Consider the following 1,114-nt stretch of genomic DNA (forward strand, 5'->3'; position numbering starts at 1 on the left):
CGCTACATGTAGCGTGCGCTACAACGCAAAGGGCGTGCCCGCATGCCGTCCGGTTCGTTGAGCCGGGCATGAAGAAACTGATCTACACGGTGGCGGCGGCCGCACTTCTGGCCTCGGCCGGGTCCCCGGCCCACGCGGATGCGAGCGTGCGGGAGGGCAAGGTGGGCCTGAGCGTGAAGGGCACAGGGTTGACGGTGTCCCGCGCGGGAGGCTCCATGGACGGACACGCCGCCGACGTCCGCGGCCGCCTGTACGCGGTCAGGCCCGACGGGAGCAGGTATGCGGTGACGGGCTGGAAGGCGGCGACACCCGTGTCCGCCGGATTGACGCGGCTCTCCAGCGTCGACTGGAAGCTGAACCGCACCTTCCGGCAGAACACCCGCCTGTGCATCCAGTTCACCAGGGCGTCCGGTACTCCGTGCGCCCGTATCCACCGCTGACGAACGCTCAGCCCCAGCTCTGGCGGCAGAGGTCCACAATGCCGGAGGAGGCAACCGCGGCGGCACGGCGGCACAGATGGCGCATCTGCCCGGAGTGGGGCGGCGTACGAGGCTGCGTGCGGACCGAAGGAGCCTTGAGGGCGGGGTGCCGCGTCGGGTACGACCGCTCCTTGGGAGCCCGGTGCCGCGGGGCGGGTCGGACTCGCGGAGGGACCGCTCGGTACGGCCGAGCGGGAGCTGCCGTACGGCGCCGGGGCGCCTGACCCGCCCCGTCCGTCCTCTGCGGCCGGTCGCCCTCGACCCGCTCCAGGACGGAGCGCTGAGGGGGCGCCGTCGGCACGGGTACCGACGGCCTCACCTGCTCCGGCACGAGCGGGCCGCGCACCCCCAGGGGACGGTCGCCGGACGGCGGGCTGGGCGTCACGGTGGTGCAGCCCGTGACGCCCAGCAGCACCACAAGGAGCAAGGTCGGCAGGCGAGAAGGCACTGCCCCACTCTGTTGCATCGCGGACGGCAGCAGCCGACGCCACGCGGCCCCCTGCGCAGGGAAGTTGTGAGGAACCAGCGGCCAGGCGCACCCGGGGCCGGGCAGACGCGCGCCCCGGGAGCCTGCCCAGGCCCGGGGGCCCCCCCCCCCGGGGGGGGGGGGGGGTGAGAGTGTGTGTGGGAGGGTG

General features: G+C 73.8%; 1 protein-coding gene. It reads left to right on the forward strand.

Features of this window, described 5'->3' with window-relative positions; translation table 11 throughout:
• Positions 1-68: 68 nt before the first annotated feature.
• On the forward strand, positions 69-440 hold the full coding sequence (locus ACFXPK_RS29240) for a hypothetical protein (RefSeq protein ID WP_385080081.1): 372 nt from the start codon (positions 69-71) through the stop codon (positions 438-440).
• Positions 441-1,114 lie beyond the last annotated feature (674 nt).

The organism is Streptomyces sp. NPDC059142 (assembly GCF_042755665.1).
Lineage (GTDB): Bacteria > Actinomycetota > Actinomycetes > Streptomycetales > Streptomycetaceae > Streptomyces.

Bases quoted from the DNA above. Each gene is read 5' to 3' on its own strand.
- ACFXPK_RS29240 (WP_385080081.1), top strand. From the start codon at position 69: ATGAAGAAACTGATCTACACGGTGGCGGCGGCCGCACTTCTGGCCTCG.